At 70.9% G+C, this 18,711-nt stretch carries 21 protein-coding genes; 20 read left to right on the forward strand and 1 reads right to left on the reverse strand.

Features of this window, described 5'->3' with window-relative positions; all coding sequences use genetic code 11:
* Nucleotides 1-3: 3 nt before the first annotated feature.
* From B100_RS0122490 to B100_RS0122545, 12 genes are all read left to right on the forward strand, one after another.
* Entirely contained in the window at nt 4-1,257 is a 1,254-nt protein-coding gene (locus B100_RS0122490; RefSeq protein WP_024886663.1) for an AAA family ATPase, read from the forward strand.
* Between the two features lie 161 nt (nt 1,258-1,418).
* Entirely contained in the window at nt 1,419-1,823 is a 405-nt protein-coding gene (locus B100_RS0122495) for a TadE family protein (protein WP_024886664.1), read from the forward strand.
* Between the two features lies 1 nt (nt 1,824).
* Nucleotides 1,825-2,208, forward strand: a complete 384-nt coding sequence (locus B100_RS0122500) for a TadE/TadG family type IV pilus assembly protein (protein WP_037723266.1) — start codon at nt 1,825-1,827, stop codon at nt 2,206-2,208.
* 81 nt (nt 2,209-2,289) lie between these two features.
* Nucleotides 2,290-3,627 (forward strand): TadA family conjugal transfer-associated ATPase, encoded by a 1,338-nt coding sequence (locus tag B100_RS0122505; protein ID WP_024886666.1) that lies wholly within the window; start codon nt 2,290-2,292, stop codon nt 3,625-3,627.
* A gap of 11 nt (nt 3,628-3,638) precedes the next feature.
* Entirely contained in the window at nt 3,639-4,583 is a 945-nt protein-coding gene (locus B100_RS0122510) for a type II secretion system F family protein (RefSeq protein WP_024886667.1), read from the forward strand.
* Between the two features lie 20 nt (nt 4,584-4,603).
* The gene (locus tag B100_RS0122515) at nt 4,604-5,491 is read left to right on the forward strand and encodes a type II secretion system F family protein (RefSeq protein WP_024886668.1); all 888 of its coding nucleotides are present in this window, start codon (nt 4,604-4,606) and stop codon (nt 5,489-5,491) included.
* Nucleotides 5,492-5,505: 14 nt separating this feature from the next.
* Nucleotides 5,506-7,008, forward strand: a complete 1,503-nt coding sequence (locus B100_RS0122520) for a histidine kinase (protein WP_024886669.1) — start codon at nt 5,506-5,508, stop codon at nt 7,006-7,008.
* Nucleotides 6,998-7,798 (forward strand): response regulator transcription factor, encoded by an 801-nt coding sequence (locus tag B100_RS0122525; RefSeq protein ID WP_024886670.1) that lies wholly within the window; start codon nt 6,998-7,000, stop codon nt 7,796-7,798. The genes B100_RS0122520 and B100_RS0122525 overlap by 11 nt, the downstream gene beginning before the upstream one ends.
* A 141-nt stretch (nt 7,799-7,939) precedes the next feature.
* Nucleotides 7,940-8,137 (forward strand): Flp family type IVb pilin, encoded by a 198-nt coding sequence (locus tag B100_RS0122530; protein ID WP_024886671.1) that lies wholly within the window; start codon nt 7,940-7,942, stop codon nt 8,135-8,137.
* Nucleotides 8,138-8,187: 50 nt separating this feature from the next.
* Entirely contained in the window at nt 8,188-8,748 is a 561-nt protein-coding gene (locus B100_RS0122535; RefSeq protein ID WP_051490034.1) for a pilus assembly protein TadG-related protein, read from the forward strand.
* A 33-nt stretch (nt 8,749-8,781) separates the two neighbouring features.
* Nucleotides 8,782-9,366, forward strand: a complete 585-nt coding sequence (locus tag B100_RS0122540; RefSeq protein ID WP_024886673.1) for a hypothetical protein — start codon at nt 8,782-8,784, stop codon at nt 9,364-9,366.
* A gap of 8 nt (nt 9,367-9,374) precedes the next feature.
* Nucleotides 9,375-9,989: an OmpA family protein gene (locus tag B100_RS0122545; protein WP_024886674.1), complete on the forward strand. Its 615-nt coding sequence runs from the start codon at nt 9,375-9,377 to the stop codon at nt 9,987-9,989.
* A 3-nt stretch (nt 9,990-9,992) separates the two neighbouring features.
* Here B100_RS0122545 and B100_RS0122550 read toward each other — a convergent pair whose 3' ends face one another.
* The gene (locus B100_RS0122550) at nt 9,993-10,367 is read right to left on the reverse strand and encodes a DUF192 domain-containing protein (protein WP_024886675.1); all 375 of its coding nucleotides are present in this window, start codon (nt 10,365-10,367) and stop codon (nt 9,993-9,995) included.
* 89 nt (nt 10,368-10,456) lie between these two features.
* Between B100_RS0122550 and B100_RS0122555 the strand changes: the two genes are divergently transcribed.
* The 8 genes from B100_RS0122555 to phoH2 all read left to right on the forward strand — a co-directional run bounded on the left by B100_RS0122555 (nt 10,457) and on the right by phoH2 (nt 18,636).
* Entirely contained in the window at nt 10,457-11,104 is a 648-nt protein-coding gene (locus tag B100_RS0122555; RefSeq protein WP_024886676.1) for a hypothetical protein, read from the forward strand.
* A complete protein-coding gene (locus B100_RS0122560; protein ID WP_024886677.1) occupies nt 11,092-11,499 on the forward strand; it encodes a hypothetical protein in 408 nt (135 codons plus the stop codon). The genes B100_RS0122555 and B100_RS0122560 overlap by 13 nt, the downstream gene beginning before the upstream one ends.
* A gap of 128 nt (nt 11,500-11,627) precedes the next feature.
* Entirely contained in the window at nt 11,628-12,287 is a 660-nt protein-coding gene (locus B100_RS0122565) for a hypothetical protein (RefSeq protein ID WP_024886678.1), read from the forward strand.
* Between the two features lie 44 nt (nt 12,288-12,331).
* On the forward strand, nt 12,332-13,306 hold the full coding sequence (locus B100_RS0122570) for a hypothetical protein (RefSeq protein WP_037723300.1): 975 nt from the start codon (nt 12,332-12,334) through the stop codon (nt 13,304-13,306).
* Nucleotides 13,307-13,372: 66 nt separating this feature from the next.
* Nucleotides 13,373-14,248, forward strand: coding sequence for an LLM class flavin-dependent oxidoreductase (locus tag B100_RS0122575; RefSeq protein WP_024886680.1), 876 nt, complete (start codon nt 13,373-13,375; stop codon nt 14,246-14,248).
* Nucleotides 14,249-14,436: 188 nt separating this feature from the next.
* Nucleotides 14,437-15,279 carry a class I SAM-dependent methyltransferase gene (locus tag B100_RS0122580; RefSeq protein WP_024886681.1) on the forward strand — a complete coding sequence of 281 codons (843 nt, stop codon included), beginning with the start codon at nt 14,437-14,439 and terminating at the stop codon, nt 15,277-15,279.
* A 921-nt stretch (nt 15,280-16,200) separates the two neighbouring features.
* Nucleotides 16,201-16,974, forward strand: coding sequence for an isoprenyl transferase (locus B100_RS0122585; protein ID WP_024886682.1), 774 nt, complete (start codon nt 16,201-16,203; stop codon nt 16,972-16,974).
* A gap of 336 nt (nt 16,975-17,310) precedes the next feature.
* Nucleotides 17,311-18,636, forward strand: coding sequence for an RNA 5'-3' helicase PhoH2 (gene phoH2 / locus B100_RS0122590; RefSeq protein ID WP_024886683.1), 1,326 nt, complete (start codon nt 17,311-17,313; stop codon nt 18,634-18,636).
* The last annotated feature ends 75 nt before the right edge of the window (nt 18,637-18,711 follow it).

Here is an 18,711-nt window from a genome sequence, read left to right on the forward strand (position 1 = left end):
CGCATGTCCACCAGGATCCTCCCGGCAGTCGGTGACGCGGACGCGGTCCGGTCCCTCACCACCCTGCTCAGCCAGCTCCCCGACGCGGAGCCGCTCGCCCCGGTCACCGACTCCACGCAGCTCGTCGACGCCCTCTCCCGGCTGGCCGCCGAGTCCCTCGACGAACTGCCCGAGGTGGTCGTCGTCCACGAACGCATGGGCCCCGTCCCGGCACTGGAGCTGATCCGCGAGGTCGCCCTGCGCTTCCCCGCCGTGGGCGTCGTCCTCGTCACCTCCGACGCGAGCCCCGGCCTCTTCCAGGCCGCCATGGACCACGGCGCCCGCGGCCTGGTCGCCCTCCCCGTCGGCTACGAGGAACTCGCCGTCCGGGTCGCGGCGGTCGCCCAGTGGTCGGCCGGCGTACGGCGCCACCTGGGCGCCGGAAGCGACCTGCTCCCCGGCGCGGGCGGCACCGTCGTCACCGTCAGCGGGGCCAAGGGCGGAGTCGGCGCCACCCTGACCGCCGTCCAGCTGGCGCTCGCCGCCCAGACGTCCGGACGGACCACCGCCCTGGTCGACATGGACCTGCAGACCGGCGACGTCGCCTCCTACCTCGACGTCCAGTTCCGCCGGTCGGTCGTCGACCTGGCCGCGATCAACGACATCTCCCCGCGCGTCCTGGCCGACGCCGTCTTCCGCCACGACAGCGGCCTCGCCCTGCTGCTCGCCCCCGGCGAGGGCGAACGGGGCGAGGAGGTCACCGACCGCGCCGCCCGCCACATCGTCGGTGCCCTGCGCTCCCGCTACGAGGTCGTCGTCGTCGACTGCGGCGCGCAGCTCGGCGGGGCCGGCGCGGCGGCGGTCGAGATGGCCGACCGGGCCCTGCTGGTCACCACCCCCGACGTCATCGCCGTACGCGGTGCCAAGCGGGCGGTGCGGATGTGGGACCGGCTGCAGATCCGCAAGGCGGAGGAGACCACCGTCGTCGTCAACCGGCACAACCGGTCCACGGAGATCCAGCCGCCCCTCATCGCCCGGATCACCGGCACCCCTGTCGCCGCCACCACGATCCCCGCCCACTTCAAGGAGCTCCAGGGCGTGGTGGACGCCGGACGCGTCCACGAGCTGGAGGCCAAGAGCACCGTGAAGCAGGCGATGTGGGCGCTGGCCGGCGAACTCGACCTGGTCCGCGCGGCGGAGGGCGGCCACAAGGGCGGCCGGCTGCGCGGCGACCGGGGCGCGGTGAGCTTCCGGCGACGTCGGGACGGTACGGGATGAGCGGCGAGCGGACGGCAAGGGCGGCGGGGCCCGGGCGTCGGCGGGCGGCCACCGGCCCGAGGCGGTCGTACGGCGTCCCGAGGCGGTCGTGCGACTACGGCGTCCCGAAGCGGTCGTGTGATTACGGCGTTTCCAGGCGGTCGTGCGGCCACGGCGACCCGATGCGGTCGCGCGGCCACGGCGTCCGCAGGAGGCCGTCCGGCGACCGGGGGCAGGTCACCGTCGAGTTCCTCGGCATGACCCCGACGATCCTGGTGACGCTGATCGTGCTGTGGCAGCTCGTGCTGGTCGGCTACACCTTCACGCTCGCCGGGAACGCCGCCGACGAGGCGGCGCGGGCCGGCACCGCCGCGTCCCCCGGCGCACGCCAGGGCGCCTGCCAGGAGGCCGGGCAGGACAAGCTGTCGGGGGCCTGGGGGAGCGGCGCGACGGTGACCTGCGCGACCGGCGGCGGCATGGTCACCGCCGACGTGAGGATCAGGGTGCCGATCCTCTTCCCCGGCACCGTGTCGTTCCCGTTCGACGTGACCGGTCACGCGGGCGCGGTCGAGGAGGAGACGGACTGAGATGCCTGAGGTGCCTGAGGTGCCGTACCGACGCTCGGACGGCCGCCGCCGCGACCGGGGACAGGTGGCGCTCGAATACCTGGGCTTCCTGCCCGTCCTGATCCTCGTGGCGATGGCCGGCGTCCAGCTCGGGCTGATCGCCTACACCGCCCAGCAGGCGGGCACCGCCGCCCGCGCGGGCGCCCGCAGCGCCTCCCTGGACCAGGGCGCCCAGGCCGCCTGCGCGGCGGCCGTCAGCTCCTGGCTGGCCGGCGGCACCTCCTGCGGCACGTCGGGGGGCGGCGACGAGGTCACCGTCACCGCCCGGATCGACATCCCGTCGATCGTGCCCGGCTGGGACTTCGGGACGGCGGGGAGGAGCGCCACGATGCCCGTCGACCACTGACCCCACCACCGGGCCGGCACGGCCCACGACGAGGACCGGTGAGCGGACGAGGACCGGACGAGGACGAGGAGCGAGCCACTCATGAGCCTGCGGGCACGTATCAACTCCCCCGAGGAGAGGACCGGGCGGGGCGAGGACGGCCACCTCGTCGCGTCCTACCGCGCCAAACTCCTGGAGGAGATCGACCTCGCGGAGATGAGCGCGCTCGCCCCCGCGGAGCGCCGGGCCCGGCTGGAACGCGTCCTCGGCCACATCATCAGCCGCGAGGGCCCCGTCCTGTCGACGGTCGAACGCTCCCAGCTGATCCGCCGCGTCGTCGACGAAGCCCTCGGCCTCGGCATCCTGGAGCCGCTGCTGGAGGACCCGTCCGTCACCGAGATCATGGTCAACGGCCCGGACGCCATCTTCGTCGAGCGCGGCGGCCGGGTGGAGCAACTGCCGCTGCGGTTCGCCTCCGACGACCAGCTGATGCAGACCATCGAGCGTATCGTCTCCACCGTCAACCGGCGCGTGGACGAGTCCAACCCGATGGTCGACGCCCGGCTGCCGTCCGGCGAGCGCGTCAACGTCATCATCCCGCCGCTGTCCCTGACCGGGGCGGTCCTCACCATCCGCCGCTTCCCGCGCTCCTTCACCCTCCACGAGCTGATCGGCCTCGGCTCGCTCGACGAGCCCATGCTGTACCTGCTGGCCGGACTCGTGCAGGCCCGCTTCAACGTCATCGTCTCCGGAGCAACCGGCACCGGAAAGACCACCCTCCTCAACGCCCTGTCCGGACTGATCCCCGAGGGCGAACGCATCATCACCATCGAGGACTCCGCCGAACTCCAGCTCCAGCAGCCGCACGTCATCCGTCTGGAGTCCCGGCCGCCCAACGTCGAGGGCAAGGGCCGGGTCACCATCCGCGACCTGGTGCGCAACTCCCTGCGCATGCGGCCCGACCGCATCGTCGTCGGCGAGGTCCGCGGCGGGGAGTCCCTGGACATGCTCCAGGCGATGTCGACCGGCCACGACGGCTCCCTCGCCACCGTCCACGCCAACAGCGCCGAGGACGCCCTGACCCGGCTGCAGACCCTCGCCTCCATGTCCGACGTGGAGATCCCCTTCGTCGCCCTGCACGACCAGATCAACAGCGCCGTCGACGTCATCGTCCAGCTCACCCGGTTCGCCGACGGCGCCCGCCGCATCACCGAGATCGCCCTGCTGGAGAGCCACGGCGGGGAGCCGTACCGGCTGGCGACGGCCGCCCGCTTCGACGCGCTGCCGATGACCCACGACGGCCGCGTCCACGGCTCCTTCGTCCACCACCCCCTGCCCCGGCGGACCGCCGACCGCCTGTACATGGCCGGCCAGCCCGTCCCGCAGGCGTTCGGCATCGCCCACACCGCCGACCAGCTCGCCACCCGAGAAGCCAGGTAGGTACCGCCCCCATGGAGCTGCAGAACCTCATCACGCTGACCACCGGTGTCGCCCTGCTGACCTGCGTCCTCGGAGTCGTCGGGGTGCACTCCTACGCGGCCGGCCGGGCGCAGCGGCAGGCCCTGGTGGACCGGCTGACGGCCACCGGGCAGCTGCCGGACGCCGGACGCCGGCGCCGCTTCCCCACGCTGGACCGCCGCCTGCGCCGCACCCGCCTCGGCCGCAAGCTGGAGCTGCGCCTGGTGGCCACCGGCCTCGACGTCACCCCCGGCGAGTTCTTCGTCGCGATGCTCGTCACCGTCGCCGGACTGTGGCTGGTCGGGCAGGCCGCCCTCGCCCCCTTCTTCGGCCCGATCGCCGGGCTCCTCGGTGTGTGGGCGGCCGTGCAGTTCCTCAACTGGACGCGGCAGAAGCGCATCGAGAAGTTCATCAACCAGCTCCCCGAGCTCGCCCGCATCCTGGCCAACGCCACCCAGGCGGGCCTGGCCCTGCGCACCGCCGTCGGCATCGCGGCGGAGGAACTGGACGCCCCGGCCGGCGAGGAACTCGGCAAGGTGGCCAACCAGCTGGCGATGGGCGCCTCCATGGACGACGCCCTCGGCGAGCTCGCCGACCGCCTGCCCTCCCGCGAGCTGGTCGTCCTCGTCACCACGCTGGTGCTGGCCAACCGGGCGGGCGGCCAGGTGGTGGGCGCGCTGCGCAACCTCACCGAGACGCTGGAGGAGCGCAAGGAGACCCGGCGCGAGATCCGCACCCAGCTCTCCCAGGTCAGCATGACCTCGTACGCTGTGCCGGTCCTCGGCGTCGGCTCGCTGTTCCTGATGAACGGCGTGAAGGACGGCGCCCTGGACCGCATGACCGGCTCCCCGGCCGGCCAGATCGCGGTCCTCGTCGCCTTCGGCCTGTACGCCGTCGGCTTCCTCCTCATCCGCCGCCTGTCCCGCATCGACGTCTGAGCCGGAGAGGAGACGACGACATGGCACTCGCGCTCGCCGCACTGATGGCCCTCGCCGTGTGCGGCATCTTCGCCGGCGTCCGCATGTACCGGGCGGAGGCGAAACTCCCCGGCGACCTGATGCTGGCCCTGGAGGTCGGCTCCACCCGCACCGGCGCCGTCGACTCCCTGGTCGACCGCATGGGCATGCGCTACGCCCCCGCCGTACTGCGCCTCATGGGGCCCAAGCAGGTCGCCAGGTACCGCCGCAAGATCGACCTCGCGGGCAACCCCGGCGGCCTCACCATCCACCGCTACGCCGCCCGCCGCGCCGTCTACGGCGCCCTCGGCGGCACCGGCTTCCTGGTGTTCCTGATGCGCGGCCAGCTCCTGGTGGCGCTGCTGCTCCTCGCGTTCGGCGCGTTCTGGACGGAGGTCGGCATCTGGTCGGCGATCCGCATCCGCAAGGACGTCATCGAACGGACCCTGCCCGACTTCCTCGACGTGCTCGCGGTCGTGGTCGGCGCCGGTCTCGGCTTCCGGCAGGCCCTGGACCGCGTCTCGTCCCGGTACGAGGGTCCCTGGGCGGACGAACTGCGCATCACCCTACGCCAGATGGACCTGGGGATGAGCCGCAGGCAGGCCTTCGCGGAGCTGCGCCGCCGCAACGACTCCGAGCAGGTGGCCATGTTCGTCACGGCGCTGCAGCAAGGGGAGGAGCTGGGCGCGCCGATCGTGGACACGCTGGTCGCGCTCGCCAAGGACATGCGCCGTACGGACGCGCAGAACGCCCGCCGCAAGGCGGCCCGTGCCGTCCCCAAGGCCACCATGATGATCACGACCTTCATGGTTCCGGCCACCATGATCCTGCTCGGAGCGGGCCTCATCCTCGGCTCCGGCACCGACTTCGGCTCCCTCACGGGCGAGTGACGGGGAGGGACGCGATGACGACGATCAGGCACCACACGTGGCGACGCCGTCGCCCGGCCGGGCGACGGGCGGCGGCGGTCTCGGCCTGCGCCCGTTCCCCGCAGGGCCCCACGGCCGCTCCGGCCCGGGCCGAGAACGAGGGCGGCGAGGACCGTACGGAGGCCGAGGGACGTACGGCCGCTGAGGACCTCTCGGCGGCTGAGGGGCTCATGGCGGCTGGGGACCCCACGGCGACAGCCCCGGCCCCGCGGGAGCCGGACACCCAGCTCCAGGTGAACGCCCTGCAGGCCCTGTGCCGGCAGGCGTTCGGCTTCCGGCTGGCGATGATCGCCGTCGCCGCACCCTCCGCCCTCCTCAACGCGGGCCCCGGCTGGGGCACCCGCCTGGTCGGCATCGCGGTCGTCGTCACCTTCATGGTGTCGTACGCCCTCTTCCGCGACTGGGAACGCTTCGGCCCCCTCCTCCTGCGCCACCCCACCCTCCTCGCGGCGGACACCCTCTTCGGCGCCCTGCTGCTGATCTCGGCCGGCCCCGACACCACCCTCGCCTACGTCAGCGTCTGCACGCCCCTGCTCGCGGGCCTCATCTACGGCTGGCGCGGCGCCGCCGTCTTCTCCTCGCTGCAGGCGCTGATCCTGCTGCTCGTCCACGCGGCGCTGGACAAGCCGCACACGGAGCCCGCGGAAGTCCTGATCCTGCCCGGCCTGTGCGTGATCGCGGGCGCCGTCGGCTCCAGCCTGCGCAAGCTGATGCTCCACCTCGGCGAGGCGACCCGCGCCCTGACCGCGGTCCGCGCCCGCCTCGCCGTCACCGAGGCCGTCGACGCCGAACGGGCGCGCCTGGCCCGGGAGATGCACGACTCCGTGGCCAAGACGCTGCACGGGGTGGCCCTGGCGGCGGACGGCCTGGCCTGCTCGGCGGGCGCCGCCCGGATGGACCCGGCCCTGGTCAGACGCCAGGCGGAACTGGTGGCCCGGTCCGCCCGCAGGGCCGCAGCCGAGTCCCGGGAGCTGCTGACGGACCTGCGGAGGGAGGGGGAACCGGGGCGGACGGTGGATGTACTGGGTGAACTGGCCTGTACGGTCCGGCTCTTCATGTCGCGCGGTGAGGTGCCGGTGACGTACACGAGGACGGGCGAGGCACCCGCCCCGCCTGTCCCCCCGGCGGTCGCCCGCCAACTCCTCTCCATCACCTCGGAGGCCCTGGAGAACGCCCACCGCCATGCCCGGCCGACCAGGGTCGACGTCCACGCCGGCGTCCACACCGGCGTCCACGGCGACGTGCTGCGCGTCAGCGTCCGCGACGACGGCACGGGCCTGCCGGCCGGCACCGATCTCGCGGACCTGCGCCGCTCCGGCCACTTCGGCCTGGTGGGGATGGCCGAACGGGCCGCATCGGTAGGCGCCCGCATCCATTTCGGACGGGGCGAGGGCGCCCGAGGCACGGAGGTCCGCCTGGAGCTGCCGCTCGCGGCGGTGACGACGACGAGTCCGACGGAGGTCCACCATGACCGGTGAGCCGAACCCCTTCGGGGAGGCGCCGCCCCCGGACCCCCTCCGCGTGGTCGTGGCCGACGACAACCCCGTGGTCCGCGCGGGCCTGACCGCCCTCCTCGACGGACGCGAGGACCTCACGGTGGTGGCGCAGGCGGCGGACGGCAAGGAGGCGTACGAGGCCGCCCGCGCCCACCGCCCCGACGTGGTCCTGCTGGACGTCCGCATGCCGGGCGTCGACGGCATCGCGGCCCTCCCGCACCTGGTGCCGCTCACCGCGGTGCTGATGCTGACGTACAGCGGGGAGACGGAGATCGTCCAGGAGGCTCTGCGCCGGGGCGCCAACGGCTACCTGGTGCACGGCGAGTTCACGGCGGACGAACTGGTGACGGCGGTGCGGGACACCAAGCGGGGGAGACCGCATGTCACGCCGACGGCGGCGGGGGCATTGCTCGCGCAATTGCGGGAGGGGGGCCGCGGACGTAAGGTCTCCGGTCCTGCCCCTGAGGGGCGTTGGCGTACGGAAGGGCCTACTTCTACGGAAAACCTTTCGCAACTGCAACCAGATGTGGCACAGTCGGTGTCTGACAGGTCGACATACGGGCTGAGCGGGAGGGAGGTGGAGATCATGGACCTCATCGCGTCCGGCATGAACAACCATCAGATCGCCGCCACCTGCTTCATCAGCGAGAAGACGGTGAAGAACCACATCAACCGCATCTTCGCCAAGCTGCACAGCACGAGCCGTTCCGAGGCCACGGCGAAGTGGCTGGGCACGGCACCGGAATCCGGCCGGGAGTGGGGTGACCTGTGACGACCACGCGTTGGGCCCGGAATTGGGCCCGGAATTGGGTCCCGGGACCCTTCGGCACCCCGGCCGACGGCGCGTACGGTGCCGACGTCGACGGCGGCCTCTTGACCCGGGCCGCCACCGCGTCCGCCGGAGGGGAACACCATGGGCAACTGGATCAACACGACGGTCAGGCACCTCCAGTCCCGCACGGCCCGTCGCGACGACCGGGGCCAGACGGCGGTGGAGTACCTGGGCATCATCGCGGTGGTGGTGGCCATCGTGCTGGCGATCACGGGGACGAGCATCGGGCAGACGATTTACGACGCCATCGTGAACAAGGTCGACGAACTGGTCGGCTGACCTGTCGATTTCTTCCCGCCGACTCAGGGCAGGCGTTCCCCATCTACATCATGGTGGTGGGGGGCCTGCTCTTCCTCGCGTTCGCCTATCTCGCAGTCGGCCAAGCCGCGGCGAACAGAAACGGCGCCCAGACCGCGGCCGACGCGGCGGCACTCGCTGCTGCCCAGGAGAGGCGTGACCAGCTCTCCGGAGCGTGGGTAAAGCACCTTCTGGAGCCCGAGACGTGGCAGGAAATCTTCGACGGCATGGCGGAAGGGCTCACTCCGGCCTGCTGGCGTGCCGAGCAACTGGCGGCCAACAACGATGCCATGGTGCTGAGCTGCAGCACGGATGGGCTCCTCGGCCACACGGTTGAAGTGCAGACGAACAAAACGGTTGGGGACTCCATCGTGCCTGGCACCGAGACGAAGAAGTCACGGGCGACGGCCACCGCCGTGATCGAGCCGCGGTGCGGTTTCCAGCTCCCCGGTGCGGACGAGGACGCAGACATCGAGGATGCGCTCCCCACGCTCAACTGCCAAGGCGGGGTGAACTGGGAACTGGACCCGGAGACGCCTGAGGATTTGCTGCCCAAGCCCGAAGATCTCTTCGACGTGCACCTGGCCGACTGACAAGCGAACGACGAGTGACTGAGGATGCAGGGTATGAATGTTCGGTTCACAGCGAGGGCCCGGACGGGCGCCGTCGCGCTGGTTGTTGCGGCCGGACTGGCCCTCGGCGTCGCCGGATGCAGCGGAAGCGGCGACGGTGAGGACGGAAAGCCGAAGACGTCGGCCTCTGCCTCGAATGGCAACGGCGGCTCCGACCCGAGCACTCAGGAAGGGGCCGATGAGGTTCTGGCGGAACTCCGAGGTGAGGCAGGTCTGATTCTCAAGATCACGTCGGCGGCCAGGGATGCGGGTGGCTTCGTCACGTTGAACGGGGAGTTGAAGAATGACAGTGCCCACCCCGCGCGTGTGTCGCTCCGGGCCGCAGGGGTCGAGACTGAAATCCTTAGGCACGGGCCGTCGCTCGGCGGCGCCACGCTCGTCGACAGCGTGAGCAAGAAGCGGTACTACGTTCTGCGGGACACCGAAGGGCGTCCGTTGACCACCACGAACATGCCGCGGCTCAAGGCCGGCGAGTCGATTCCCGTGTTCATGCAGTTCCCGGCTCCACCGGCGGACACGTCCGAGGTCACCTTCCAGTTGCCGTCGTTCGCCAGCGGCACCATCCAGATCTCTGGGTGAGGCAGAGGATGACACCCACGCGCCTCCTCCTCATCGGCACACTCGCCACGCTCCTGGCCACAGGCTCGGCCGTGGCCCACGCGGACGACGGCCCGAGCGTTCCACCCGGCACGGAAGCCAGCGCCTCCGCCCCCGTGGAACTGGACGCGAACGACCCGGACCTGAAGCTCCCGGACGGGGCCACGCTCGCCGAACCCAAGGTCCTGGACATCAAGTCCGTCGTGGAGGACCAGAGCGGTGACGAACGCCGCGAGGACACCAACACGGACGTGAAGTTCGCCCTTCAGGCGGAGGTCCTCTTCGGCAAGGACAGCGCCAAGATCGGCGCACGGGCGAGGGCTCGCATCGCCGACATCGCGGAGGAGATCAAGGTCCAGAACGCGACCCGCATCCGCGTCTTCGGCTTCACGGACAACCTCGGCTCGTCCGCCCACGGCGACGTCCTCTCCCGCAAGCGGGCCAACGCCGTCCACGGCATCCTCGTCCAGGAGCTGAGCGACGCGAACCTCACGTACGAGGTGCGCGGTTACGGAGAGGACTACCCGATCGCCGACAACTCGACGGAGGCCGGCCGCAAGAAGAACCGAAGGGTGGAAATCTCCTTCCCGCGAGGAGAGAACTGAAGGTCAGTCCTCTCCTCGCACCACTTCCACCACCGATCCGATCTTGAGCCCCCACCCCTCCATGGCCCCCGCCTCGGCCTCGATCACATGGCGCGCCCGGACACGTGGCCGCCCCAGCCGTCCGGGGGGCATGGTGCGCACGGAGACGACCCGGAGCCGCCGGTCCAGATAGGCGACGTCGATGGGCATGCGCATACGGAAGGTGTGGATGCTGTTGGCGGGGGAGAGCAACAGGGCGCCGTCCAGGGAGTCCCGTCCGAGCAGCCCTCGGGTCCGCGCCCGATAGGAGGCCGCGATCTCCAACGGCACGCGCGCGCTCACGGCTCCGTTCAAGCCCCGCACGAGCAACTCCCCACGCCCGTCCCGCCAACGCACGATCGTGCCTCCCCTCACCCCGGCGAACGAACTTACCCCCCACTGGATAACGTGATCCCCCAAAGCGACGCCTCGCCCCACCGGGAGCTTCCTTGAACCGCCGTTCTGCCTTCCTCACGACCCTTGCCGTGACCACAGCTCTGTCCTTGACCGGGTGCGGCGGCGAGGAAAGCGACGCTACGGCGAAGGGCGGCGACAAGTCGTCAGACAAGGAGTCGGCGTCCCCGACCCCGGCCCCAACCGAGTCGGACACGAGCGGGCGCCCGACCATCACGTTTCCGTCCGACGCGAAGAACGTCTTCGAGTACGAGAAGACCGGGAATGCGGCGAAGGACGCGGTGCTGCGCGACAGCACGCTGAGCGTGAGTTCCGTGGACGAGGCCATCTTCAAGGGTTCGACCGATACCGAGGCCCTGGGCTACTACCACGCTGACCGTGCGCTGAGCAGCTCGATCGACTTCGTACTCCGGTACGTCAAGGCGAATGACACGTGGGTCGGTGAGACCCGGTACTTCGACTACGCGGTGGAACTTTCCGGCGACAACAAGGCATACGTCACCTATTGCTCGGACGAGAGCAAGTCGTTCCTGAAGAACAAGAAGACCGGCAAAGTGGACAACAATCCGAGCACGGCCAAGAGTTACGTGCTCTACCGCACCGCCCTCGCCAGGAACGCGGAGGGCGTCTGGCAGACGACGGACGTCGCGTCCGACCGAGGCAGCCAGAAGTGCCAGCCGTAGGTTCGCTCACAGAAATCAAGGCCGTGGACCAGGCGATCGTCAACCAGGACGCCCTCGACAAGGCGTACCTCTACTACTACGAGGGCGAAGCCGTTGCCGCCACGCAGAAGTTCGTGCAGAACTATGTGGACCACGAGGCCGGCATCACCGGCTCGTACCGCTTCTACGCACCTCAAGTCAGCGTGGAGGCGGACGGCACAGCGTCACTCAGCTACTGCGAGGACCAGGGCAAGGCGTATGTGAAGTACCTCGGTACGAACAAGATCGAGAAGACCGAGGTCACTGCCAAGAGCTACGTGATCTACCACACGTCGTTGAGGAAAAGCGAAGAAAAGGGCGCGTGGGTGATCCACAAGATCCTGTCGCAGGCCGGAAGCACCAAGTGCCGGCCGTGACGTAGAGGCCTGCGTCCCAATTCGGTATTAGCTGTGTTGCAGTTGCCCCATCCGCTCTGGTGCCGCACCGGGCGCGATGGATAGCGTTGGCACGCTGATGTGACGCCTCGCCCCACCGGGAGCCGACTGTGAACCGCCGTCCCACCCTGCTCGCAGCGCTCGCGCTGACCGCCACCGCGGCGTTGACGCTGTCCGCGTGCGGAAGCGACGACGACAGCCCGTCCAAGGACAGCGACGCGATCGCCGGCGCCGACACCGGCGGCAAGAAGTCCGCGTCGCCGACCACGTCGGCCCCTGCTTCGGCGGAACGCCCGAAAGTGCAGCTGCCTTCGGACGTGACCTACAAGTTCGAGTGGCCGAAGACCGGCGACAAGGACAAGGACGCCGTCCTTGGCGACTCGGAGCAGCGGATCAAAGCCGTCGACATGGCCATCGCGGAGCAAGACCCTCTCCACGAGGCCTACCGCTTCTACACCGAGGGAACGGCTGCCGCCGCCACCGAGAAGTGGATCCAGGAGTTCGTCGACCACAAAGCCCGAACCACGGGCGTCACGCGTTTCTACGACGCGAACGTGACGGTCAACAAGGACGGAACGGCCGCACTGGTGTACTGCGAGGACCAGGGCAAGGCGTACAACAAGTTCCTCAAGACCGGCAAGGTCGACGTGACACCCGTCTCGAAGACCTCCTACGTCATCTATGCAGCCACGCTGCGCAAGAACGAGAACGGTGTCTGGGTAACTGAGCGTCTGACGTCACAGAGGGGGAGCGTCAAGTGCCAGCCGTGATCAAGGGCAAGCATCTGCTGACAGCCGTGGGACTCGCGGCTGCGATGCTCACCGCCACCACGCCCGCGTATGCCGAGACGGGCTTCGGCGGGGACACGATCGGCAAAGACCAAAGCGCCGACCTCGACGGTGACGGGAACCTCTCCGTCACCGCCGGCGGTGTCGTCTTCGATCACTCGAAGAACGGCAAGGGCGGCAAGGTCGGCGGCCTCACCTCGACCACCTCGTGGTCGCCGCCCCCCTGCTGGTACGCCCCCAAGTACACCCCGGAGCAGCTGCAGAACTACCTGGAGCCGATCTGGGAGGCCGGGTCGACGGGTCACGAGTGGGACGCCGAGCAGCGCAAGAAGTACACGAACCCGGACGACCCCGAGAAGGACTTCAACAAGCACAAGTCCGGCGAGGGCTACTGGTGGGACGCCTACGTCGACAGGAGCTACCCGCCCGGCTGGGACTCCTGCGACGAGGACTACTTCTGGGTGGACGAGGGTGACGCCCCGCCCGCGAACATCGAGAACGCCGTCACCCCGGAAATCCTCGCGCAGCTCGCCTACGCGGAGGTCCGCGTCCCCGGCACCGAGGTGACGCTCGCTCCCGCCCAGGCGACCAAGGTGAACCTGCCGACCTGGTCGTGGCTGGACGGCGCTCAGTTCCAGCCGGTCTCGGTGACCGCGTCCGTACCGGCGATCGGCATCAACGCGACCGCCACGGCCGAACCGGTCTCGCTGAAGATCGAACCGGGCACCCCGGACGCCGAGACGTACCCCGCCTCCGGTGTCTGCGAGATCAACAACGGCCGTATCGGCGAGCCCTATGCGAAGGGCAAGGCGAACCGGACGCCGCCGTGCGGCGTGAAGTACCTCCGTTCCTCCGGCGACGGCACCTTCCCGCTGCAGGCGACGGTCACGTGGGAGATCCACTGGACCGGCTCCGGCGGCGCGGGCGGCGACCTGCCCGACGGTGAGTTCGGAGCGACGCAGGACGTCGTCGTCCAGGAGATCCAGGCCGTCAACCGTTAGAGCGCCGCACCCGTTCGCCCCGGCAAGGGTTTGCCGGGGTGGACGCGTGTGGGTAGGTACAGCCGCATGACGACACTCGGCGCTGTGTTCCGGCCCCAGCTCGCCCCCGAGCGGCTCCGCTCCGTCGTGCGGGCGGCCGACGCGGCCGGGCTCGAGGAGCTCTGGCTGTGGGAGGACTGTTTCCGCGAGGGCGGCATCTCCACCGGTGCCGCCGCCCTCGCGTGGAGCGAACGCGTCCAGGTCGGCATCGGGCTGCTTCCCGTGCCCCTGCGGAACGTCGCCGTCACCGCCATGGAGGCCGCCTCCCTGCACCGGATGTTCCCCGGACGCGTGATCCTCGGCGTCGGGCACGGCGTGCAGGACTGGATGGGACAGGTCGGGGCGCGGGCCGAGTCGCCCCTCACCCTGCTCCGTGAGCATCTCCTCGCGCTGCGCGCCCTGTTGGCCGGGGAAAGGGTCACCACCAAGGGCCGGTACGTCACCCTCGACGACGTCGCCCTCGACTGGCCCCCGCCCGGCCCCGTCGACGTCCTGGCCGGCGGCATGGGGCCCCGGACCGTACGGCTGACCGGTGAGGCCGCCGACGGCACCATCCTCACCGCCGACACCTCGGCCGACGGTGTGCGGCAGGCGCGCCGGCTCATCGAGGAGGGGCGTGTCGCGGCGGGGCGTGACGGCGCGGACCACCGGGTCGTCGTCTATCTGCTGACCGCGACCGGGGACGGCGCGCGCGAGCGGCTGCGCGCCGAGCTGGTCGCCGAGGGCCATGGCCCGGACGACGACCTCGGGGTCGCCGGGGACGCCCGCGCCGTCGCCGAGGCAGTCCGGCGGCTGGCCGAGGCCGGCGCCGACGCGGTCGTCCTCCAGCCCACCGGCGACGAGCCCGACCCGGAGGGCTTCGTCCGCTTCGCCGGTGAGGAGGTACGGCCCCTCCTCGGGTGAACCCACGACCCCCGACCGCCATGCATGAACGGCCACCCAGCCCGCCCGACTCCACGACCGCCGACCGCGCATGACTCCACGGCTGCCTGAGGGAGCCCGACTCCACGGCCGCCCAGCGGGCGTGACCCCACGGCCGCCGGGCGGAAAACCCCGCGACGGACCGACCAACGCTCGGGCATCCTCGCCGCATGACCCGTCCCCGCCCCCAGGCACCTCGCCGGCCCCAGCCCCCGAGCCGCGCCTTCGACGAACTCCTCGCCGAGGGCGCCTCCGTGCCCACCGAGGGATGGGACTTCTCGTGGTTCGAGGGGCGCGCCACCGAGGCCCGGCCCTCCTGGGGGTACGCCACCCTGAAGGCCGGCCGGCTGGGCGCGGCGGACGGGCCCGTGCTCGACGTCCAGACCGGGGGAGGGGAGGTCCTCGACTTCGCCCTCGCCCGGGCACCCCGCCGGCCCTCGCTCGTCGTCGCCACCGAGGGCTGGCCGCCCAACGTCCGCAAGGCCGCCGCCCTGCTGCGCCCCCGCGGCGCCACCGTCGTCGCGGCGGCCGAGAACGCGCCGCTGCCATTCGCCGACGGGTCCTTCGCTCTTGTCTTCAGCCGGCACCCCGTGAAGCCGCACTGGAGTGAGATCGCCCGTGTCCTCAGGTCCGGCGGCACCTACTTCGCCCAGCACGTCGGGCCCGACAGCGCCTATGAGGTCGTCGAGTACTTCCTCGGACCGCAGCCGGCGGAACGACGGCACGCGCGCCACCCCGACCGTGAGCGGCGGGCGGCCGAGGCGGCCGGGCTGGAGATCGTCGACCTGCGGGCCGAGCGGCGGCGCATGGAGTTCCACGACATCGCCGCGGTGGTCCACTTCCTGCGCAAGGTGATCTGGATGGTCCCCGGCTTCACCGTCGAGGCCCACCGGCCCCGGCTGCGGGCGCTGCACGAGCGGATCGAGGCCGAGGGGCCCTTCGTCGCCCACAGCACGCGGCACCTCGTCGAGGCCCGACGGCCCGGTTCCGCCGTCCACACCCCACGCCGGTAGTTTCCGCATCGTTATGGGGCGAGCCTGGCCTCCATGGCAGCGGATCACTTAGGTTCGGACCAAGTTGATTCGCGCGAGCAAAGCTGCGCGGCAGGGTCACCGCGCAGTGGAGGGGGCTGCGCGGTGCCCATCGACCCCCTCGGCCGGGTCGGCCGGTCAAGCCTGAGCCACCCCCGGGGTCACCCGTCGGGGGGACGGCCGGAAGAGTGGCCGGAATGGTGCAGGGTTGGTGTCACATCATGCACAGAGTCCCCTCAACGCACGGTTTTCGCGCGATTTCGCTGTGTTCCGGCCATTGAAAGCCGGTGAACCGGCCCCTCCGGGGCCTTCCGGGCGTCGCCGGACGGTTTCGGAGAGTAGTTGTGCCGCGCCGATGCACGCAGCATCACTTACGAAGGGTTATGGTGGAAACCCCCCCTCGGGCCGGTCCGTCTCCCCCCCACGGACCGGCCCGTTTTTTTGTGCCCGCGGTTCCGCGCCGGTCCGCCCCCGTCCCTGACGCCCCCCCCCAAAACCCCCTCCGGGTCCCTCCCGGGGACCCCGCTCCGGGCCTCCCCTCGCACCGCTTCCCGCGCGGCCCCCGCCTCCCTGCAGATCCTGTTCGCGCTCGGCGGGGCGGCGCGGGGCGTCCCGCTCGGCATCCTGCCGCTCGCCGCCGGGGCCGCCGTCCTGGTGCTGCTCTGCCAGAACACCGCGGAGCAGCGGTTCCGACGGCACTCCCCAAACGGCGTGCCGCCGCAGTACAGCCGACAAAACCGGGTCACCCCGGACGTTGGGGACCCCCGCCCCGGCGGGGGTACGCTTCGCCTTCGGGGACCGCCATCCGGGCAGGGACCGCCCGCGGCCGAGACCGGGCCGCTTGCCGCGCGACGCGGCGGGGTGCCGCGCCTGTCCGATCCGCACGGAGGGGCTGACGATCACGTGAACCTGCGCGACAAGCTGCGGAGCCTGCTGGTCAGGCTGTACGCACGCCGGGTGGAAGGCCACCTGGACACCGCTCAGGTGCCCAAGCACATCGGCGTCATCATGGATGGCAACCGCCGCTGGGCGAAGGCCGCGGGTTCCAGCACCGTGCACGGACACCGGGCCGGCGCCGACAAGATCGGGGAGTTCCTCGGCTGGTGCTCCGAGACGGACGTCGAAGTGGTCACCCTGTGGCTGCTGTCGACGGACAACTTCGACCGGCCCAAGGACGAGCTCGTCCCGCTCTTCGGCATCATCGAGGACGTGGTGGGCACCCTCGCCGCCGACGGACGCTGGCGGGTCCACCACGTCGGCACCCTCGACCTGCTGCCCTCCGGGATGCAGACGGTCCTGAAGGAGGCCGAGGCGGCCACCGCGCACGTCGACGGCATAGTGGTCAACGTGGCCATCGGGTACGGCGGCCGCCAGGAGATCGCCGACGCCGTGCGCTCCATGCTGCTGGACGCCCACGACCAGGGCGTCGCGATGGACGAGCTCGCCGAGTCCGTGGACGTCGACATGATCGGACGTCACCTCTACACCAAGGCCCAGCCCGACCCGGACCTCGTCATCCGCACCAGCGGTGAGCAGCGGCTGTCCGGATTCATGCTGTGGCAGACCGCCCACTCGGAGTACTACTTCTGCGACGTCTTCTGGCCGGCCTTCCGCAAGGTGGACTTCCTGCGCGCGCTGCGTGACTACGCCGCCCGCCACCGGCGCTACGGCGGCTGAACACGGGCGTCCGACCCCCACACCACCCCCGCTCCACCCCTGCGTCACCGCGTGTCACGCGTCGTTCACCGGCGCGCCGTGACGGTCCGTGGCATGGCCGCGCTTGTTCGAGGGCATAACTGAGTCAGGCCGACGCCCGAACCACGGGTGTCGGATCTCAGCGGACGGCATGGGAGCCGTCCGCCCGGGAGGCCCTTTGCACCAGCCCGCCCGTGCGGTCACGGCACGGAAGAAGCGGCGGAGGGCCGGTTCTCGGCCCGCCGTGCAAGGCGGCCGTCGACCGGTCCAGCTCCGCCTCGTCGCTCCCCGACCTCATCCGAGGGGGTTCGTCCTTCCGTGGTGACCAGCGCAAAGCGCCACAAGCCCGACCGGCGCACCTACGTTCTCGACACCAGCGTCCTGCTGGCCGACCCTCATGCCCCGAGCCGCTTCGACGAGCACGAGGTCGTGCTCCCCGTCGTCGTGGTGACGGAGCTGGAGGCCAAGCGGAACCATCCCGAGCTCGGCTACTTCGCCCGGCAGGCACTGCGCCTGCTGGACGACTACCGGGTGCGGTACGGCCGCCTCGACGCCCCGATCCCGACCGGGGACCTCGGCGGAACCCTGCGGGTCGAGCTCAACCACTCGGACCCCAGCGTGCTGCCCAGCGGCTACCGCCTGGGGGACAACGACTCCCGCATCCTCGCGGTCGCCCGCAACCTGCAGGCCGAGGGGTTCGACGTCACCGTCGTGTCGAAGGACCTCCCGCTCAGGATCAAGGCGTCCTCCGTCGGTCTCCTCGCCGAGGAGTACCGCGCGGAGCTCGCCATCACGGACACCTCCGGCTGGACCGGGATGTCCGAACTGACCCTGCCCGGCGAGCAGGTGGACGTCCTCTTCGAGGAAGGACACGTGTACGTGCCCGAGGCGGCCGAGCTGCCCGTGCACACCGGCCTGACCATCCAGTCCGAGCGCGGCAAGGCGCTCGGCCGGGTCACCGCCGAGGGCAACGTCCGTCTGGTGCGCGGCGACCGGGAGGCGTTCGGCGTCAAGGGCCGCAGCGCCGAACAGCGGATCGCGCTCGACCTGCTGCTCGACCCGGACGTCGGGATCGTGTCCATGGGCGGCCGGGCCGGCACCGGCAAGTCCGCGCTCGCGCTGTGCGCGGGCCTGGAGGCCGTGCTCGAGCGCCGGCAGCACCAGAAGGTGATGGTCTTCCGTCCGCTGTACGCGGTGGGCGGGCAGGAGCTCGGATATCTGCCCGGTTCCGAGGCGGAGAAGATGAGCCCCTGGGCCCAGGCCGTGTTCGACACGCTGTCGGCGGTCACCAGCCGGGAGGTCATCGAGGAGGTCACCGCGCGCGGCATGCTGGAGGTCCTGCCGCTCACCCACATCCGGGGCCGCTCGCTGCACGACGCGTTCGTCATCGTGGACGAGGCGCAGTCCCTCGAGCGGAACGTCCTGTTGACCGTTCTGTCGCGGATCGGGGCCAATTCCCGGGTCGTCCTGACGCACGACGTGGCGCAGCGGGACAATCTGAGGGTCGGCCGGTACGACGGTGTGGTCGCCGTCGTGGAGAAGTTGAAGGGGCATCCGCTCTTCGCCCACGTGACCCTGAACCGGTCCGAGAGGTCCCAGATCGCGGCCCTTGTGACCGAAATGCTCGAAGACGGTCACATCTGACCTTCGCGTCCCAACGTGAACCGGTTACGCAGTAGTTGGCGCCGTCCGGAAAAGGCCACGAGCCTAGCCGGGCGG

This window comes from Streptomyces sp. CNH189 (assembly GCF_000527195.1).